Here is a 17,081-nt window from a genome sequence, read left to right on the forward strand (position 1 = left end):
AACCTGTCCGATTATTAAAATATACGTATGTGAGGCACAATTAGACCATATGATTAAGCAGGTATAGACAGGGAGGCGTTCTCTATGAACCGTCCAAAGATCGGATTAGCTCTCGGTTCTGGTGGAGCAAGAGGATTCGCTCATTTAGGTGTGCTTAAAGTATTACTTCAAGAGAAAATCCCGATTGATTGCATTGCAGGAAGTAGCATGGGATCACTCGTCGGTGCGATTTATGGATCTGGACACGATGTCGAAACGATGGAGAAAATGGCATCGCTTTTCCGCAGAAAGTATTATTTAGATTTTACCGTCCCTAAGATGGGGTTTATTGCGGGGAATAAAGTGAGAAGTTTAATTGAAACGTTGACTCATGGGAAACAGATAGAAGACATGGATCCTCCGCTTGCGATTGTGGCAACAGACATTATTAAAGGAGAAAAGGTTGTTTTTCGAACCGGGTCTGTAGCGCAAGCGGTAAGAGCAAGTATTGCGATACCTGGAATACTAGTTCCAGAAAAGATTGGAGAACGCCTCTTAGTAGATGGAGGTGTCATTGATCGCGTCCCAGTTTCTGTTGCAAGAGAAATGGGCGCAGATCTTGTCATTGCTGTAGACGTATCCAACGTAAAAAAAGAACCTGATGTGACATCCATTATAGACGTCATTATGCAAAGTATTGATATTATGCAAAATGAAATGGTGAGGCTGCATGAAATTAATGCAGATGTCATGATAAAACCAGGGTTGGAATCTTTTCAATCAAGAGCTTTTACAAACGTAGTGGATATCATTAAAATCGGAGAGGAAGAAGCCTATCGCCACCTTGAACAAATTCATCGGGCGGTGAAGGTGTGGAAGGAGAAAAACAAATGAATCGAAGCACCAAGAAATTCACCTATGTTTGGGCAATTATTATTGTATTGGTGGCGGCCTTTACATTTATTGACCTCCCCTATTATGTGACAACACCGGGAGAAGCGAGAGTATTAGATGAAGTCATCAACGTCGATGGTGGTTCACAAGATGGTGGAGAATTTATGCTGACGACTGTTCGAGTAGGAGAAGCCAACGTTATTCAATATATCTGGGCCCAATTTAACGAATATCATGAGTTAATTGAAGAAGATTTGATTAAACGTGAAGGCGAGTCGGATGAAGAGTACCATCAAAGACAGCTAGATGTTATGGCAAACTCACAAACGAGTGCGACAATTGTAGCATACCAAGCAGCGAATAAGGACATTACCATTACAAAAAATGGTGTTCTCGTAACCGGAATTATTGAAGGAATGCCAGCGGATGGGAAGTTAGAACTAGGAGATTTAATTGTCGAGGTTGATGGAGAGAAAGTGGAAGAAACCGAACAGCTTCTTGAGCAACTTGGCTCTTATGAAAAGTCAGACACGGTTAACTTAACCATTAAAAGAGAAGATAAGGAAATGAAGGTGGAGCTTGGTTTTGCAGAATTCCCTGCAGCTTATAATGCCGAAGACGGTAAAGTAGGCGTTGGGATTACAGGTCCTGTGACAGCAACGACGATTGAAACAGATCCTTCCATTAAAATCAATACCGACGAAATTGGTGGACCATCAGCAGGGTTAATGTTTTCACTTGAAATTTATAACCAATTAACGGAAGAGGATTGGACAAAAGGGTATGAAATTGCTGGAACGGGTACAATCAACGACGAAGGTGAGGTTGGACCGATCGGTGGAATAAAACAGAAGATCGTGGCTGCTGATGGATCAGGGGCAGAAATTTTCTTTGCGCCGGTTGCTCACTCCAATTATGATGATGCCTTAGAAGCAGGAAAAGATATTGAAACCGATATGAAGATTGTTCCTGTGGAAACTTTTGAAGATGCTCGTGAGTACTTAAAACAATTGAAAGATAAATAAAGCCTGGCATACTGCCAGGCTTTTTTTAGATCATTAAAGGGACCGATTTATATTCTTTTTTAAGAAAGTCTTCTTGATGCTGACCACTGTAGCCGAGTGCATAAACTAGGCTTGCTCGTCTTTCAATTGTGAGAAATGGGTGGTCTGATTGATTAATATTCGAAACGAGAGGAATAGAAAGTGCCCCTTTTTTCTCACTAAGAAACGTTCGACCTGGTTTTGTCATCCCAAGAATACGGATATATGGTGCTTCCCCATCTAGTGCTGGCTTCATATCCTCCTTAGTCGTTTGTGTGAGAACGTGAAGAGCGAACCGTTGAATTCTTGTCCACGTGTATCGTTTGGTTTTGACAAACTCCATAAATGTTTGAAAACTTGGGGCTTTCTTCGCCATTGTAATAAGACGGTTCTCGAGCCCTTCCTCCGCTTCATAGATGAAAGAAAGGTCCTTATTGTTCGTCGTAAGTAGTTTATAACGCAGCAGGTGATAAAGCTTGTGCCACCCGTGGAAGTCGCTATATGTATGCTCATAGTCGAGGAGCTTCTCGTAAGTTGGATGTGGCACGTAATTGATGATGTGATCAAGGGTACTACCTTTTAATAGCTTGCTTCGAATACTTGTTGCGCTTGCTATTTCCACATCGTCAAAGTCTTGATCATGGTAACCTGCTTTGCTTCGTAAAATTGTAAAGGGCTCTATATGAGAATTAAGATCTTGAATCGCTTTAACATAGTGGTAACCCAGTATGTTATTTGGTTGAGAGAGATCAAGCACGTTGGCGTGTCCATCAAGACTCTCAAAAGCTAGCGATGACGCTTTTGGATAGCTATTTCCCTGGCCCATGTAATATTTAATTCGTTCGTTATATTCTGGTTCATTGTGACGGATAAATGTTGTTGTCTTTTGGAACTCTTCTATGGCACCTGATTCACTTCCAAAACAAACGGAATCCACTCCGAGGGAAGATAGGAGTGAAATTGCTCCTTTTGCAAAGATTTCCGCTTTTTGGGTAGCATAAACGTAGGGGAGTTCAATCACAAGATCAACGCCATTTCTTAGAGCCATCTCTGTCCTCGTCCATTTATCAACGAGGGCTGGCTCTCCCCTTTGGAGAAACGAACCGCTCATAACGGCAATCACCACATCAGCATTCGTCGTTTTTTTCGTTTCTTCTAGATGATAAAGATGCCCGTTATGAAAAGGATTGTACTCCACAACAACTCCAGCAGCTTTCATACAGTCGCTCCTCTCCATCCAAATCTAATTGGACGATCATTTTTATTAGTTGAATTAAAGGTTTTTTCTCTGGTATGATAAACATTATACCAAGATTACCAATGAAACAACTGGTGTAAAGAAAAAATATTGACATTTGCTTAATTTGTAGCTATAATACTTTTGTTGCCTTGAGGTGATACACAGATGAAATGGTCAATTGAACAATTGAAGTCCTATAAATTAAAAGGCCTTACAATTGACGAAGAAGTGAATGTAGAGGAACTGAAGGAACGTAATCCAGATATCCGTGAGATTACACCAGTTCATGTTACCGGTGAAACATCGTTTCATGGTAATAAGGTTACCTTTCATCTTACAGTGAAAGGCAAAATGGTTCTACCATGTGCCAATACACTCGAAGATGTTGATTTTCCGTTCGTACTTCGCCCAATGGAGACATTTGTGCTTGAAGCAAACACAAATGGCGTTGATTTTGAGGTAGAAGATGAAGAAATTCATCAAGTTTCGGGAAATACGGTTGACTTAGTTCCGTATATTAAGGAAAATATACTTTTGGAGATTCCGATTCGCGTAGTGAAATATAGCTCTGAATCGGAAGAAATGCCAAAAAAATCGGGTAATGGTTGGGAAGTGATTACGAAGGAACAGCCGAAAGAAAAGGTTGATCCTCGTATGGCCGGTTTAGCTGATTTTTTCAATAAGGAAAATGAAGATAACTAGATCATGATTTCCGTAAGACTGTTAACTTTTTAAGGAGGTGGAAACAATGGCAGTACCAGCTAGAAGAACTTCTAAAACGCGTAAAAACAAGCGTCGTACTCATTATAAATTAGAAGTACCAGGAATGGTAAAGTGCCCTAATTGCGGCGAATACAAACTTTCTCACCGTGTTTGTAAAGAGTGTGGAAATTACAAAGGTGAAAACGTAGTTAGCAAGTAATCTTGCGAAACAGAGAGAGAAATCTCTCTGTTTTTTTTACGTGTTGAATTATTTGACTTTTCAAAAAGAGGTGGAGTGAAATGACGAGTGTAATCACTACGCAACGAAATCAGGCTGCCATCATCACCATTCATCGACCAGAACAAAGGAATGCGATTAATTTTGAGGTAATGGATCAGTTATCGCAAGCAATTGAAACGGTTGAAGCAGACGACAGGATTAGCTATATTGTCCTTACTGGTAGCGGGGATAAAGTATTTTGTAGTGGTGGAGATGTGAGGGCATTTCAAGAACTTCGAACAGAAGATCAGGCTTATCCAATGCTACGTAAAATGGGGAATGTCCTTGATCAATTGTTTTTCTGCAAAAAACCGACTGTTGCGCTTTTGAATGGCCACGCAGTAGGTGGTGGGCTAGAGCTTGCGATGGCATGCGATTATCGGATTGCTAGAAAGAACACGAAGGTAGGGTTTATACAGGGATCGATCGGGTTAACAACCGGCTGGGGCGGATCAACATATGCCTTAACGAGAATGAATCATGCTGAAGCTTTGAAGATGCTTATGAGTGCTGATCGCTATTCGAGTGAAGAAGCTTTTTTAAGCGGTTGCCTTACATATATTACGGATGATCTTCTATGGGAAGAGGATGCGTATCGCTACATAGAAAATCTTCTAAAACGGTCACCACTAATTCTTTCTTCTTACAAAACCTACTGGCTCAATAGCCTAGATTCACATCTCATCCGTCATCGAGTTGAAGAAGAAATTAGAAGCTGTGCTCGCTTATGGGATACAGAGGAGCATCATCAAGCCGTTAAGGCATTTTTAAACAAAAATTCGTAAATTTGTATCGTATAAATCGGTTTCGTTCTAGGTTGTATTGGAATAAGAAAAGGTCTATCCCTCTCTCACTAGGGTCAAAAAAATAGATTCTTTCATAAATACAAGAGTCTACTATATCTAGTAAACGCATATGATGACTGTAAAACAGTTATTGGGGGGATTGTGATTGGTACCGATTCGCCAGGATGCTTGGTCGAAAGATGAAGATGTATTATTAGCTGAGGTTGTCCTACGTCACATTAGAGAATCAAGTACACAACTTGCTGCATTTGAAGAAGTAGGTATGACGTTGTCTCGAACTCCAGCAGCTTGTGGGTTTCGATGGAATTCACTTATTCGTAAACAGTATGAGGCGGCGATCACGTTAGCTAAGAAGCAGCGCAAGGAACAGAAAAAAAATCAAGTGGAAGTGAAAGTAGATTCAGCAGAAGAAGATCGAAGCATCGATTTAATCGATGAAGCCATTAGCCTGTTGATAACATCAAAAACGTATCTGACTGAAACAAGTAAAAGTGAAGCATCACTACAGGAGGCGCTGGCTGAAAATCTTCAGCTTAAGCAAAATCTTCATCAGTTAGAAAAAGAGTACCTAACAGTTCAGGAAGATTATCAATCATTACTAGAAATTTTGGAGAAAGCAAGGAAAATGGTGATCTTTCAAGAAGACGATTCAGGAAGTTTGCGGTTTCAAATGGATGCGAACGGCAACTTAGAAAAAATAAAGAAATAGGAGCGTGTCAGCTCCTATTTCTTCGTTACTCCTGTTCGCTTACGCCTTCAGGATACCATACATAAGGATTTTCTCCACGATCGCGTTCAGGCTGATAGGTGACTGCTTCAAAGCCCATTTTCTCCCAGAATTCACCTGAACCTTGTCTTGCGTTCGTTTTCACCGGCAAATTAAAGGTTTTTGCGAAATTCACAAGCGTGGAACCATAATCACGATTATGATATTGAGGAAGTACTTCAAGTTTCCACAGCTCAAGGTAATCCTGCGGTGGATCAAAATAGCGATCGTATTTGCCATCGATACGATACAAGCTCATTCTAGCAACGAGCTTATCTCCATAATAAATACCATAGAATGGAGATTCGCTATCATTCTCAATGATGTTATCTTGCAGGTCTTCCATCATTGAAAGTTCTTGAATACCAAATTCTTTAAACTTCTTAAACTCCTCAAGAGTTTTGTAATTGATGACAAGTGGACGAACTGTCAGATCTACCATAGTGGCCCCCTCCAAACATGCTTCTTATTCTCTTAGGTGATTAGAAGTGAAACAACTTCTACCTTTCTATTATAACCGAAAACACAAAACTTTTCCTTATTTCAAAAAACAAAGTATAAAAGGAATAATTTGAATATTTATTGAAACGTGAAGGTCATTTAATGATATGATAAATGTAAGGGTTTTCAAACCTGTTAATTCATTATTGTGGTGAGAGGGGCGATACTTTGAAAAAAATCCTAATTGCAAATCGTGGGGAAATCGCGGAACGAATTATAAGAACATGCAGCAAACTTGGTCTTGAGACGGTTGCTGTTTATTCGAGTGCAGATAAGGATCTTCCATATGTTAAGCAAGCAACAGTCGCATATGAGATTGGTGACCCGCCTGCAGCAAAGTCATACCTGAATCAGGATAAAATTCTGAGGGTAGCTAGTGAAGAGAACGTGGACGCGATTCATCCTGGCTACGGATTTTTATCTGAAAATGCTGCATTTGTAAGGAAAATCAATGAACAGGGAATAACGTTTATTGGACCTAGCGCAGATGTTGTGGAAGCGATGGGCGATAAGATTACCGCGAGAAAGACGATGCAGGAAGCTGGTGTACCGGTCGTACCAGGCAGTGGTGAAATCGTGGATGTAGCGGAGGCCATTGCATTTGCGAATGAAATTAACTACCCCATTATGTTAAAAGCCGCTGCGGGTGGTGGTGGCATTGGTATGCAGCGTTGTGAAAATGATCAGGAGCTAGAAAAAGCATTCGTATCGAGTCAAAACCGTGCAAAGGCTTATTTTGGGAACGGAGCGATGTTTGTAGAGAAATTCATTGACGATGCGCGACACATTGAAGTGCAAATTGTAGGAGACAATCATGGAAACATTGTTCACATGAATGAGCGAGATTGCTCGATTCAAAGACGAAATCAGAAGGTGCTAGAGGAAGCGCCATCACCTTTTTTGTCTAAAAGCACCCGTATCCAAATAGGAGAAGCTGCTCTACTAGCTGCTAAGCATGTCCAATATACGAATGCTGGAACAGTTGAATTTGTTATGGACAAGGATGAGAATTTTTATTTTCTAGAGATGAACACTAGATTGCAAGTGGAGCACCCCATTACAGAAGAAACCATTGGTGTCGATTTAGTTGAATGGCAAATCAACGTTGCAGAAGGAAAGGCGCTCCCTCTGAAACAGGAAGACATTCAACCTACAGGTCACAGTATTGAACTTAGGCTATATGCAGAGGACCCAACTTCCTTTATGCCTTCACCTGGAAAGATTGAAACGCTCCATTTTCCTAAAATGGAAGGAGTCCGGATTGATTCAGGTTATGAAAGCGGCTCAACCGTTTCCCCATTCTATGATCCGATGATTGCGAAAATCATTGTATCAGGATCAAGTCGCGAAGAAGCGATTAAACGATGTACAGATTTCTTTTCTTCATTTTCGCTAACGGGGATCAAGCATAATGGACCACTTTTTGCCCAATTACTTAAAGAAGAGAATTTTCAACAGGGGAAATATTCAACGTCTTATCTATCAAAAATTCTTGTCAAAAAATAATACTACTGAAAAGGAATGATGAACATGCAAGAAATTAAAGCATCAATGGCGGGAACAGTTTTAAATGTAATGGTCGGCGAAGGAGATGCGGTTACAGCAGGAAAAGAACTCGTTATGCTTGAATCGATGAAAATGGAAATTCCAATTGAAGCTGTTGAAGAAGGAACGGTTGCAGAGGTTAAAGTAAATGTTGGTGATTTTGTGAACGAAGGCGATGTACTCGTTACGGTAAAGTAAGCGTGTGTTCTGAACGAGCGCTCGATCTAACACTAACAGAAGGAGGAGTTTTCAATGAATCATCTAGAAGAGCTTTTATCGTCTAGAGCATCAGAGGTTGAGTCTGGCGGTGCTGAGAAATATCATGAGAAGTTAAAAGAATCAAACAAACTTTTTGTGCGTGATCGTCTGAAGCTTCTGTTTGATAATGGCGATTATATGGAAGACGGAAAATTTGCAAATCACCTTGCTAAAGATTTACCAGCAGACGGTGTTGTAACAGCGATCGGTAGCGTGAATGGTGAAAAGGTATGCGTGATGGCGAATGATTCCACTGTTAAAGCTGGCTCATGGGGAGCGCGTACAGTGGAAAAAATTATTCGCATCCAAGAGACAGCGATGAACCTTAAAGTGCCTCTTTTGTATCTAGTGGATTCAGCTGGTGCGCGCATTACGGATCAGTTAGAAATGTTTCCGAACCGTCGCGGAGCCGGAAGGATTTTTCATAATCAAGTAAAAATGTCTGGGATGGTGCCGCAAGTTTGTTTGTTATTTGGTCCATCAGCGGCAGGTGGTGCTTACATACCGGCATTCTGTGACATCGTAATAATGGTTGATAAAAATGCTTCCATGTATCTCGGCTCTCCGAGGATGGCTGAAAAAGTGATTGGTGAAAAAGTGACATTAGAACAAATGGGTGGTGCACGGATGCACTGCAGTACAAGTGGATGCGGTGATGTTCTTGCTGATAATGAAGAGCATGCAATCGAACTTGGAAGAAGCTATCTAAGTTATTTTCCGGGGAATTTCCATAAGCAGCCGCCTCATCTAGAAGGGAAACTTCCTTCACTTGATAAATCAATCAGCGAGATTGTTCCTGAAAATCAAAATGCCCCATTCAACATGTATGATTTAATCGATGCACTTGTTGATAAAGAAAGTTTTTTTGAAATGAAAAAGCTGTTTGCGCCGGAATTAATTACAGGCTTTGCAAGAATTGATGGACGAGTTGTAGGACTCATCGCTAATCAGCCTAAAGTAAAGGGTGGGGTGCTCTTTGTAGACTCAGCGGATAAAGGGGCTAAATTTATTCAGCTTTGTGATGCGTACCATATTCCACTGATTTTTCTCGCTGATGTGCCTGGCTTTATGATCGGGACGAAAGTGGAGAGCGCTGGAATTATAAGACATGGTGCAAAACTTATTGCAGCTATGAGTTCGGCGACTGTTCCGAAAATATCGGTTGTCGTCAGAAAAGCCTATGGAGCAGGTTTATACGCTATGGCTGGGCCTGCATTTGAACCGGATTGTTGCATTGCACTTCCAACTGCCCAAATTGCTGTAATGGGCCCTGAGGCGGCTGTGAACGCTGTGTATGCGAATAAGATCAATGCGATTGAGAATCCAAAGGAACGAATCGAATATGTAAAAGAAAAACATCAGGAGTACAAAGAGCACATTGACATTTATAAACTAGCATCAGAGTTAATTGTTGATGATATTGTGCCTGGAAGTGAACTACGTCACGTGTTAATTGAGCGGTTAAGTTATTATGAATCGAAAGAAGTGGAAGCACCATCTAAAAAACATCCGGTCTATCCGGTATAATATGCTGAAAATCCCTTAACTTAACTGTTAAGGGATTTTTTTCTCATCAACATGATGAACCTGTGCTAAACTTTAAAATATAGACTCACGATAAGGTGGGGGAGATGTTGAACGTAACGATCATTGGAGCGGGGTCAATTGGATTACTAGTGGCTGCGAAGCTTGCGATGAATGGCCAAGTCGTGACAGTTGTATGCCGTCGCAAACATCAGGCTGATCAGCTCCGCAAAGGCATTAACTACATAAATAGACGCAAGACTCGGTGCGTCAAAGTTCAGGCAACGCATCAGCTGTCGTCAAAAAAAACGGATTTACTCATTGTGGCAGTCAAGTCAAATCAGGTTCCGTCTGTGCTGTCGTTGATTCAAGAAGTGTATCACGATTCGAATATGCCGGATATCCTTTTTATTCAAAATGGGATGGGGCATCTTTCCTATATCGAGTTGTTGCATCATAATGTTCTTGTCGGGGTAGTCGAACATGGTGCGTTGAAGATCGATGAAAGAACAGTTGAACATACTGGTGATGGAGTCATTAGGATAAGCACTTATTCAGGAGTTCCCAATGTACTAACTGCGCTTTCTAGCGAAGATTTTCCTGTTTATTACGAACCTGACTGGTACGAGATGCTTGCGAAGAAATTAGTTACAAATTGCGCGATTAATCCACTAAGTAGTCTATATGGTGTTTTAAATGGAGAGCTTTTGCAAAATGCAAGGTTTTATAGTCTGATGAGAGAATTAGTAAAAGAAGCTTGTGAAGTTCTCGAGTTAGAATTTGAACGGTCATGGAATGATGTGCAGCTCGTATGCAGAAAGACGAGCGCGAATACGTCTTCGATGCTCGCAGATCTACAAGCTGGAAGATTAACTGAAATCGATGCAATCACAGGATACGTACTAAAAGAAGCGGAGGCACGGGGGAAATATGTTCCTTTTTCGAGGTTTGTCTTTGATAGCGTGAAGGGTCTTGAGATGGTAACGAGATAGAGAAGGGAGTCTCATGAAATGGAAAACCTCTTATCATGGATTGTAGCAACGGCTGTGACAGCCCCACTGCTCGCATGGTACCTGGTCTATATTATTACGGTGAAAATGACACGAAAGAAAAAATTCTCTTTTCGTCTTGCAGTAGACCTTTCTACAATCTTTTTTATTTTAAGCGTGCATTTTATTCTAATCGAATTAGTTGGAAAGTCTTTTCTATGGGTTATTTTATTAATGATTATTGGAGCTGCAGGAGCCTTTACAATTCTGCATTGGAAAACGAAAGATGACATTCACATTCATAAAGTGATAAAAGGCGCGTGGCGATTTAATTTTCTATTGTTCTCGACAGGGTATGTCGTTCTTTTGCTTATTGGGTTAGTTCACCGAATTATTTCGGTCTAACTCATAAGCTTTTTTTTTGGTAGCAATGAGGAAGTTTGATATACTAACAAAGGATTAAATAGGCGGATTTCAGTAACGGTGTCAAGAAAGGAAGAAATATTAATGAGACTCAGAGAAACATTCCTTCCAGGATCAAATGTTATTGCGACAGATTATATCGCTGAGAAAACAACGCTCTCAGCTTTCTTTGACTATACATATCAGCGTGATTCCTCGTATGGAGAGCGATACAAAGAGTTAATGGAACGTCATCAAGATCGTGCGAATTTAACGGAACACTTGATGGCGTTTAATGAAAAATTTGAAGCCGAAGGACCTGCGCTCAGAAATATCGAGCGTTTACAACAACCAGAATCGGTCACAGTTGTTGCCGGACAACAGGCGGGTGTGTTAACTGGTCCTCTTTATACAATCAATAAAGCGATATCGGTCATTAAATTAGCAGAAGAGAAAGAGCGAAAGCTTGGGGTACCTGTTATACCTATTTTTTGGGTAGCGGGGGAAGATCATGATTATCATGAAGTGAATCATATTTATTTGTATGATGAAGGGCGCGAGCGTAAAGAGGCAGTGCCTCAAAAACAAATGACCAAGCAGGCATTATCCGATATATCGCTTGATCATAACGCGATGAACACTTGGACGCGTGACATGCTCAAACGATTTGGGGAAACTTCTTATACGAAAGAGATACAAGCGTTTCTTGAAGGAGTAACAGAGAAGTCAACTACTTACGTGGATCATTTTTGTTACATCATGACAAAGCTTTTTTCAAAGCATGGACTTGTGCTCGTAGATTCAGGTAACAAAGATTTTCGCCAGCTTCAGACGGACGCGTTTAAACAGATGATTCATCAAAACGAAACAATCAATGAAGGGGTTTTAACCCAAGCGGCTCATCTTCGTGAGGAAAATTATCCAATTGGTGTTGACCTTGATGACCAACAAGCAAATTTATTCGTAAAGGTAAATGGTGAGCGAATTTTACTAGAACGACTAAACGGAAGATTTGAGGGGAAAACAGCTTCCGTTTCATTCTCGAAAGAAGAACTGCTTGATTTAGCGGAACGTCAACCGGAAGAATTAAGTAACAATGTTGTGACGCGACCGATCATGCAGGATTTAATGTTTCCTGTGCTAGGATTTGTGGCTGGGCCGGGTGAACTTGCCTATTGGGCTCTGCTGAAGCCTGCTTTTCATTCTTTTGGAATAAAAATGCCTGTAATCGTGCCACGGCTTACATTTACGTTTGTGGAGCGACATATTCAAAAGTATGTCGCTGACCTCTCCTTAACCGATGATGAAATACTAAAGTCAGGGATCGAGCACTTAAAAGAAACCTATATGCGCCAGTTAGATGATGTAGGGATTGGGACGACATTTAACGATGCTAAGGTAAAAGTGGAGGAAATTCATCAAAATCTTCGTGATTTGACAGAATCCGTTGATCACGGACTTGGTCGCTTTGCGGAAAAGAATGGCCGGTTCCTTCAAAGACAGCTTGATCTTCTTCAACAAAAACTTTATCAGTCACTCGAGTACCAGCATGAAAATACGTTGGCTAAATTCGATGAGGTGGGATTTGCATTAAAACCAAACGGCGCTCCGCAAGAGCGAAAGTGGAATGTTGTCTATTATTTAAATTGGCATGGTTTGGATTTTGTGGATCAAATGATGGATCTGGAGCTTCCCTTTAATGATCAGCATAAGGTGATTTATCTTTAGAGATTAGAAGGGAGAGAAGCGGTTATTTCGATTCCTAACTATATAGTTGAAAAGCTGCCGGAGGATTCTGGCAGCTTTTTTTAGTTTGGCCAATATATTTGAGATTTGGCCAATAAAAATGGGATTTAGCTAATATAATTCGAATTTAGCCAATATCCTCGGAATTTGGCCAATATAACGCTATAGGGCATTGTTTCATTCGACAAATAGCGGGGGGTGACAGGCACCCGCGGAGAAAACCAAATATTTTTAAAGAAAAATCCTGCTGAACAGCAGGATTTTTGTGTTGTGGTACGAATTAATTTTTTAGTGGTGAAAAGTGGGGAGTTGTGGTAACTTAGAGGTAGAAAGTGGGAGAGGTGGATGGAGCCATGTTTATGGGGGAATATCAACATACTGTTGATGAAAAAGGCAGAATGATTATTCCCGCTAAGTTCCGTGAAGAACTTGGAGATAGCTTCGTCCTCACCCGCGGGTTAGATAAATGTATCTTCGGCTACCCAATGACCGAATGGGAAGTTCTTGAAGAGAAAATGAAATCACTCCCTTTTACAAAGAAAGATGCTCGTGCTTTTACCCGATTCTTTTTCTCAGGTGCAACTGAATGCCAACTGGATAAACAGGGCAGGGTAAATATTGCCGGAACATTACGCCAGTATGCAGGGCTTGAGAAAGAATGCGTTGTAATTGGTGTTTCAAATCGATTAGAAATTTGGGACAAAGCGGTCTGGGAAGAGTATTTCAATGCATCAGAAGATTCTTTCTCTGAAATCGCGGAAAGTATGATGGATTTCGATTTGTAGAAGGTTAATATGGAATGAAGGTTAAGGTGTCGCTATGTTTGAACACATTACAGTATTAAAAGAAGAAGCAGTAAATGCACTAAATATTAAAGAAGATGGTATTTATGTAGACTGTACGCTTGGTGGCGGCGGTCATTCAAAAGCTATCCTGGATAAGCTTACCACAGGACACCTCTATGCTTTTGATCAGGATCAGTGGGCAATCGATAATGCCAAAACAACACTTGCAGGGTATGAAGAAAAGCTCACGGTTATCGAACGAAACTTTAGTTTTATTAAAGAAGCGTTAGCTGACCTCGGTGTTGAAGGCGTTGATGGGATTTTATTTGACCTCGGTGTTTCCTCTCCGCAGCTTGATAAAGGTGAGCGGGGGTTTAGTTATCAGCATGATGCACAGCTGGATATGAGGATGGATCAATCTTCCAGTTTATCAGCGTACGAAGTGGTGAATGAGTGGGAGTATGAACGTCTCGTCTCGATTTTTTTCAAATTTGGTGAAGAAAAGTTTTCAAAACAAATCGCTCGCAAAATTGAAAAAGCAAGGGACTTAAAACCGATTGAAACCACATTTGAACTCGTTGATCTCATTAAAGATGCTATTCCTGCACCTGCGAGAAGGAAAGGGGGACATCCCGCTAAAAGAATTTTTCAAGCGATTCGTATAGCGGTAAATGATGAGCTGAAAGTATTTGAACAGGCTCTAATTGACGGAATGTCCATTTTAAACCCAGGCGGACGGATGAGTGTCATCACATTCCATTCTCTTGAAGATCGGATTTGCAAAACAACGATGAAAGAAGCAGCTTCGGGGCCAGAACTTCCACCGGGAATGCCGATTATCCCAGATGCATACCAGCCTGATATGAAGCTAGTAACAAGAAAGCCAATTCTACCATCTGAAGAAGAGCAGGAAGCAAACAGACGTGCACGATCAGCGAAGCTTCGTGTGGCAGAGAAAATGTAAAGATAAAAATAAAAAAGAAGGTGCAAGGGGGAAAATGATGAGTAACCTGGCGTATAAGTATCAGCAGCAGCATCAAACGCAAAAACAAGTTGAAACAAAAAAGCAAGCGGTTTATGTAGAACGTGGACGTATTACAAAAGGAGAGAAAATGCTCTGGATGATGCTTGTACTTACTTTTGTGGCCGCGTCAATCTTTATGGTTTCAAATTATGCTACGATTTATAATTTGAATACGGGTCTGCAGCAAGCAGAAGCAGATCAACGTGCTCAAGTGAAACAGAACGAAGAGCTTCAAGTGAAAGTAACTGAGCTAAGTGCACCCGGTCGAATTGTGAACATTGCCGAAGAAAAATTAGGCATGCAACTAAATGATCAAAACGTAGAAGTGATCAACAAGGGATCATAATTTCGGAGGTTTGCACTGTCATGAAAGAAACAAACAAGAACTCACATATTAATGTTGGAGCAGCGATTTTAATGTTACTATTTGTCCTGCTCTTTTTTGCTTTTGTTGGAAGGTTTTTCTATATTGAATGGACGCAGGCGGTTTCAGGTCCCGATGGTGAAAAAGTGGACTTAATGGAGCTAGGTAAAGATAAGTGGACGCGAAGCAAGATTCTTGAAGCGGATCGCGGTACGATTTATGATCGCACAGGAGAAAATGCGCTTGCCACTGACATTCCTTCATTTACACTGCGAGCTATTTTAGATGAAAATTATGAAGATCATGTAAAAGATGTTTCGAAAACTGCGGCTGCTCTTGCGCCGATTCTAGAGATGGAGCAATCCGATGTTACTGAAATTCTATCTAGAGAAGAACTATTTCAGGTGGAGTTCGGAGCATCTGGAAAAAATTTAAGCCTTACTCAAAAAGAAGAAATTGAAAAACTCGACTTACCTGGAGTTGGCTTTATTCCAACGAAAACGCGCCTCTACCCTAATGAAGAGTTTGCTTCTCACCTTCTTGGGTTTACAAACGAAAATGAAAAAGGTGTCCAGGAAGGCTTGTTAGGTTTAGAAAAGGAATTAAATAAGTATCTCGTTCCGCAAGAAGGGAAAGAAACGTATCAAAGTGATCGGGAAGGGTTTAAACTTCCTTATGGAAATGAAAACATCACCCCTTCAAAAAGTGGGAATGACGTTTATTTAACGATTGATCAAAAAATACAGGTATTAATGGAAAACGCATTAAATGAAGCGCAGGAGAAATATAATCCTGAGCGAATGACGGCCATCGTTGCTGATCCGGATACGGGTAAGATATTAGCAATGGGAAATCGTCCAACGTTTGATCCCAATTTAAGAGATGTTTCGAATTATACAAATATGGCATTAACTGCTTTTGAACCAGGCTCTACAATGAAAGTCTTTACGGCTGCAGCAGCTATTGAAGAGGGCGTGTACAACGGAGATGAACTTTTTCAATCAGGACAATATTCTGTACCAGGTGGTCGGGTAAGTGATCACAACGCTGGAGAAGGTTGGGGCATGATTAGCTTTGATGAGGGGATTCGTCAATCCTCTAACGTAGCAGCATCCATTTTAGTAAAAGAAAAACTAGGTTATGACAAATACGAAGACTATTTAACGAAATTTGGATTAGATGCTAAAACGGGGATTGATCTTCCTGGTGAAGCTTCTTCAAGAATTACTTATAGTGGAGAGCTTGAACGGATAACGACTGGCTTCGGTCAAGGGTCTACCATTACACCAATTCAACAAGTTCAAGCGATTACGGCAATTGCAAACGGTGGAAAGATGATGCAACCTTATGTAATTGAGAAAATTGTTGATCCTGAATCAAATGAAGTGAAACTTAATCACGAGCCAAAAGTAGCGGGAGAGCCAATTTCGAAAGAAACAGCAACACAAACGCGCGATCTACTTCGCACGGTTGTGACAGATGGTACGGGAACACCATATAACATTGAAGGTTACGAGATTGCTGGGAAAACAGGTACAGCACAAATTTCTGAAGGGTCAAAAGGATATATGAGTGGATACGGAAACAACATCTTCTCATTTATTGGAATGGCCCCTGCAGATGATCCCGAATTAATTGTTTATGTAGCCGTTGATCGACCTGAACTGGAGTATCCGGAACTAGGAAGTGACCCTGTTTCTCTCATCTTTAACACGGTTATGAAGAATAGCCTTCAATATTTGAATATCGATCCGATTGAGAAGGAAGATAATACTTCTGAGGAAGCTGAAGAGACAGAATCCGGTCAACTATTAAAAGATGTAACGGGCATGAGTGTAAAAGAAGCTAAAAAGCAGCTTGAAGACAAGGACTTATCTGTCACATCACTTGGCGAGGGAGAGGTTGTTGGCCAATCACCTAGGCCGAGTACGAAAATTCTCAATGGTGAACGAATTATTTTGCAAACGGAAGGTAACGCCACAATGCCTGATATAACAGGTTGGTCTCTTGCAGACGTAATGAAGCTCGTCGAGTTGGTTGAGTTAAAACCAAATGTGATGGGGTCAGGTTATGTAGTGAAGCAAGGGATTGAAACGGGAAGTACGATCAAAAAAGATGACTACCTTGTAGCCGAATTAAAGACGCCTTCTTCTGAAACGGAAGAGGAAGAAGAGCCAGAAGAAGAACCAGAACCAATTACGGACTAGCAGGTCTATCCTTCGAACCGAACACA

18 protein-coding genes are annotated in these 17,081 nt (G+C 40.9%); 16 read left to right on the forward strand and 2 right to left on the reverse strand.

The window, feature by feature from the left end; genetic code table 11:
- Nucleotides 1–84: 84 nt before the first annotated feature.
- Nucleotides 85–873 (forward strand): patatin-like phospholipase family protein, encoded by a 789-nt coding sequence (locus LCL91_RS02335; protein WP_165995246.1) that lies wholly within the window; start codon nt 85–87, stop codon nt 871–873.
- Nucleotides 870–1,898, forward strand: a complete 1,029-nt coding sequence (locus LCL91_RS02340) for a SepM family pheromone-processing serine protease (protein WP_224879620.1) — start codon at nt 870–872, stop codon at nt 1,896–1,898. The genes LCL91_RS02335 and LCL91_RS02340 overlap by 4 nt, the downstream gene beginning before the upstream one ends.
- Nucleotides 1,899–1,923: 25 nt before the next feature.
- Here the strand turns inward: LCL91_RS02340 and LCL91_RS02345 are convergent, their stop codons facing one another.
- Nucleotides 1,924–3,135 carry a nucleotidyltransferase gene (locus tag LCL91_RS02345; RefSeq protein WP_224879622.1) on the reverse strand — a complete coding sequence of 404 codons (1,212 nt, stop codon included), beginning with the start codon at nt 3,133–3,135 and terminating at the stop codon, nt 1,924–1,926.
- Nucleotides 3,136–3,321: 186 nt separating this feature from the next.
- Here LCL91_RS02345 and LCL91_RS02350 point away from each other — a divergent pair, with 186 nt between their 5' ends.
- The 4 genes from LCL91_RS02350 (at nt 3,322) to LCL91_RS02365 (ending at nt 5,653) form a co-directional block, all read left to right on the forward strand.
- Nucleotides 3,322–3,858, forward strand: coding sequence for a YceD family protein (locus LCL91_RS02350; protein WP_160919243.1), 537 nt, complete (start codon nt 3,322–3,324; stop codon nt 3,856–3,858).
- A 46-nt stretch (nt 3,859–3,904) separates the two neighbouring features.
- Nucleotides 3,905–4,078, forward strand: coding sequence for a 50S ribosomal protein L32 (gene rpmF / locus LCL91_RS02355; protein WP_098443283.1), 174 nt, complete (start codon nt 3,905–3,907; stop codon nt 4,076–4,078).
- 80 nt (nt 4,079–4,158) lie between these two features.
- A complete protein-coding gene (locus LCL91_RS02360) occupies nt 4,159–4,923 on the forward strand; it encodes an enoyl-CoA hydratase/isomerase family protein (RefSeq protein WP_224879625.1) in 765 nt (254 codons plus the stop codon).
- A 166-nt stretch (nt 4,924–5,089) separates the two neighbouring features.
- Nucleotides 5,090–5,653 carry an RsfA family transcriptional regulator gene (locus LCL91_RS02365; RefSeq protein ID WP_224879627.1) on the forward strand — a complete coding sequence of 188 codons (564 nt, stop codon included), beginning with the start codon at nt 5,090–5,092 and terminating at the stop codon, nt 5,651–5,653.
- Nucleotides 5,654–5,678: 25 nt separating this feature from the next.
- Here the strand turns inward: LCL91_RS02365 and LCL91_RS02370 are convergent, their stop codons facing one another.
- Nucleotides 5,679–6,152 carry an N-acetyltransferase gene (locus LCL91_RS02370; RefSeq protein ID WP_098443286.1) on the reverse strand — a complete coding sequence of 158 codons (474 nt, stop codon included), beginning with the start codon at nt 6,150–6,152 and terminating at the stop codon, nt 5,679–5,681.
- 227 nt (nt 6,153–6,379) lie between these two features.
- On the opposite strand from LCL91_RS02370, the gene LCL91_RS02375 reads away from it, so the two are divergent.
- The 10 genes from LCL91_RS02375 to LCL91_RS02420 all read left to right on the forward strand — a co-directional run bounded on the left by LCL91_RS02375 (nt 6,380) and on the right by LCL91_RS02420 (nt 17,055).
- Entirely contained in the window at nt 6,380–7,717 is a 1,338-nt protein-coding gene (locus LCL91_RS02375) for an acetyl-CoA carboxylase biotin carboxylase subunit (RefSeq protein WP_224879629.1), read from the forward strand.
- Between the two features lie 24 nt (nt 7,718–7,741).
- Nucleotides 7,742–7,954, forward strand: coding sequence for a biotin/lipoyl-binding carrier protein (locus LCL91_RS02380; RefSeq protein WP_224879631.1), 213 nt, complete (start codon nt 7,742–7,744; stop codon nt 7,952–7,954).
- A gap of 54 nt (nt 7,955–8,008) precedes the next feature.
- Nucleotides 8,009–9,541, forward strand: coding sequence for an acyl-CoA carboxylase subunit beta (locus LCL91_RS02385; protein WP_224879633.1), 1,533 nt, complete (start codon nt 8,009–8,011; stop codon nt 9,539–9,541).
- A 107-nt stretch (nt 9,542–9,648) separates the two neighbouring features.
- Nucleotides 9,649–10,530, forward strand: a complete 882-nt coding sequence (locus tag LCL91_RS02390; RefSeq protein WP_255639850.1) for a 2-dehydropantoate 2-reductase — start codon at nt 9,649–9,651, stop codon at nt 10,528–10,530.
- 18 nt (nt 10,531–10,548) lie between these two features.
- Nucleotides 10,549–10,932: a DUF3397 domain-containing protein gene (locus LCL91_RS02395; protein ID WP_098443291.1), complete on the forward strand. Its 384-nt coding sequence runs from the start codon at nt 10,549–10,551 to the stop codon at nt 10,930–10,932.
- A gap of 102 nt (nt 10,933–11,034) precedes the next feature.
- Complete coding sequence (bshC, locus tag LCL91_RS02400) at nt 11,035–12,657, forward strand: bacillithiol biosynthesis cysteine-adding enzyme BshC (RefSeq protein ID WP_224879637.1); 1,623 nt, start codon at nt 11,035–11,037, stop codon at nt 12,655–12,657.
- Between the two features lie 371 nt (nt 12,658–13,028).
- The gene (mraZ, locus tag LCL91_RS02405) at nt 13,029–13,460 is read left to right on the forward strand and encodes a division/cell wall cluster transcriptional repressor MraZ (protein ID WP_098443293.1); all 432 of its coding nucleotides are present in this window, start codon (nt 13,029–13,031) and stop codon (nt 13,458–13,460) included.
- Nucleotides 13,461–13,494: 34 nt separating this feature from the next.
- On the forward strand, nt 13,495–14,424 hold the full coding sequence (gene rsmH, locus LCL91_RS02410; RefSeq protein ID WP_098443294.1) for a 16S rRNA (cytosine(1402)-N(4))-methyltransferase RsmH: 930 nt from the start codon (nt 13,495–13,497) through the stop codon (nt 14,422–14,424).
- 37 nt (nt 14,425–14,461) lie between these two features.
- A complete protein-coding gene (ftsL, locus tag LCL91_RS02415) occupies nt 14,462–14,830 on the forward strand; it encodes a cell division protein FtsL (RefSeq protein WP_224879639.1) in 369 nt (122 codons plus the stop codon).
- A gap of 20 nt (nt 14,831–14,850) precedes the next feature.
- On the forward strand, nt 14,851–17,055 hold the full coding sequence (locus tag LCL91_RS02420) for a penicillin-binding protein (protein WP_224879640.1): 2,205 nt from the start codon (nt 14,851–14,853) through the stop codon (nt 17,053–17,055).
- The last annotated feature ends 26 nt before the right edge of the window (nt 17,056–17,081 follow it).

Origin of the sequence: Guptibacillus hwajinpoensis (assembly GCF_020171785.1) — a bacterium.
Lineage (GTDB): Bacteria > Bacillota > Bacilli > Bacillales > Guptibacillaceae > Guptibacillus > Guptibacillus sedimenti.

What these genes read in the sequence shown, in the direction of transcription:
- LCL91_RS02340 (WP_224879620.1), top strand. Translation starts at nt 870, where the DNA reads ATGAATCGAAGCACCAAGAAATTCACCTATGTTTGGGCAATTATTATT.
- LCL91_RS02420 (WP_224879640.1), top strand. Translation starts at nt 14,851, where the DNA reads ATGAAAGAAACAAACAAGAACTCACATATTAATGTTGGAGCAGCGATT.
- LCL91_RS02395 (WP_098443291.1), top strand. Translation starts at nt 10,549, where the DNA reads ATGGAAAACCTCTTATCATGGATTGTAGCAACGGCTGTGACAGCCCCA.
- LCL91_RS02370 (WP_098443286.1), bottom strand. Translation starts at nt 6,152, where the DNA reads ATGGTAGATCTGACAGTTCGTCCACTTGTCATCAATTACAAAACTCTT.
- rpmF (WP_098443283.1), top strand. Translation starts at nt 3,905, where the DNA reads ATGGCAGTACCAGCTAGAAGAACTTCTAAAACGCGTAAAAACAAGCGT.
- mraZ (WP_098443293.1), top strand. Translation starts at nt 13,029, where the DNA reads ATGTTTATGGGGGAATATCAACATACTGTTGATGAAAAAGGCAGAATG.
- rsmH (WP_098443294.1), top strand. Translation starts at nt 13,495, where the DNA reads ATGTTTGAACACATTACAGTATTAAAAGAAGAAGCAGTAAATGCACTA.
- LCL91_RS02350 (WP_160919243.1), top strand. Translation starts at nt 3,322, where the DNA reads ATGAAATGGTCAATTGAACAATTGAAGTCCTATAAATTAAAAGGCCTT.
- LCL91_RS02335 (WP_165995246.1), top strand. Translation starts at nt 85, where the DNA reads ATGAACCGTCCAAAGATCGGATTAGCTCTCGGTTCTGGTGGAGCAAGA.
- bshC (WP_224879637.1), top strand. Translation starts at nt 11,035, where the DNA reads ATGAGACTCAGAGAAACATTCCTTCCAGGATCAAATGTTATTGCGACA.
- LCL91_RS02345 (WP_224879622.1), bottom strand. Translation starts at nt 3,135, where the DNA reads ATGAAAGCTGCTGGAGTTGTTGTGGAGTACAATCCTTTTCATAACGGG.
- LCL91_RS02385 (WP_224879633.1), top strand. Translation starts at nt 8,009, where the DNA reads ATGAATCATCTAGAAGAGCTTTTATCGTCTAGAGCATCAGAGGTTGAG.
- LCL91_RS02360 (WP_224879625.1), top strand. Translation starts at nt 4,159, where the DNA reads ATGACGAGTGTAATCACTACGCAACGAAATCAGGCTGCCATCATCACC.
- ftsL (WP_224879639.1), top strand. Translation starts at nt 14,462, where the DNA reads ATGAGTAACCTGGCGTATAAGTATCAGCAGCAGCATCAAACGCAAAAA.
- LCL91_RS02380 (WP_224879631.1), top strand. Translation starts at nt 7,742, where the DNA reads ATGCAAGAAATTAAAGCATCAATGGCGGGAACAGTTTTAAATGTAATG.